Raw genomic sequence first — 370 nt, 5'->3', positions numbered from 1 at the left:
CCGCTGGTCCTGCCCGAGCGTGGCGGGGTGAGCCTGCAGGTGGTGGTCGGCGCGGCCGAGGACGGCGGACGCCGTCCGGTCACCGTCCACTCCGCGCCCGCGGGCGAGGACAGCGACTCCTGGACCCGGCACGCCTCCGGCTACCTCACCTCCACCGCGCCGGTCGAGGCAGGTGTCGTGCTCACCGAGTGGCCGCCGCGTCAGGCGGAGCCGGTCTCGGTGGAGGGCCTGTACGAGGTCCTCGCGGATGCCGGGTTCGGCTACGGCCCGGTGTTCCAGGGCCTGCGCGGCGTGTGGCGTCGAGGCCAGGAGGTGTTCGCGGAGGTCGCCCTGCCGCAGGAGGCGTGGGCGGAAGCCGGCCGTTTCGGTG

General features: G+C 75.4%; 1 protein-coding gene. It reads left to right on the top strand.

Translation table 11 applies throughout. The features are described from left to right. Positions 1-27: 27 nt before the first annotated feature. A partial coding sequence (locus tag HW445_RS32675; protein ID WP_308800281.1) for a polyketide synthase dehydratase domain-containing protein occupies positions 28-370 on the top strand: 343 nt, incomplete at its 3' end.

Origin of the sequence: Streptomyces sp. UH6, assembly GCF_013421635.1 — a bacterium.
GTDB classification, from domain to species: domain Bacteria; phylum Actinomycetota; class Actinomycetes; order Streptomycetales; family Streptomycetaceae; genus Streptomyces; species Streptomyces abyssomicinicus.
This window is presented reverse-complemented; position numbering and strand designations above follow the sequence as displayed.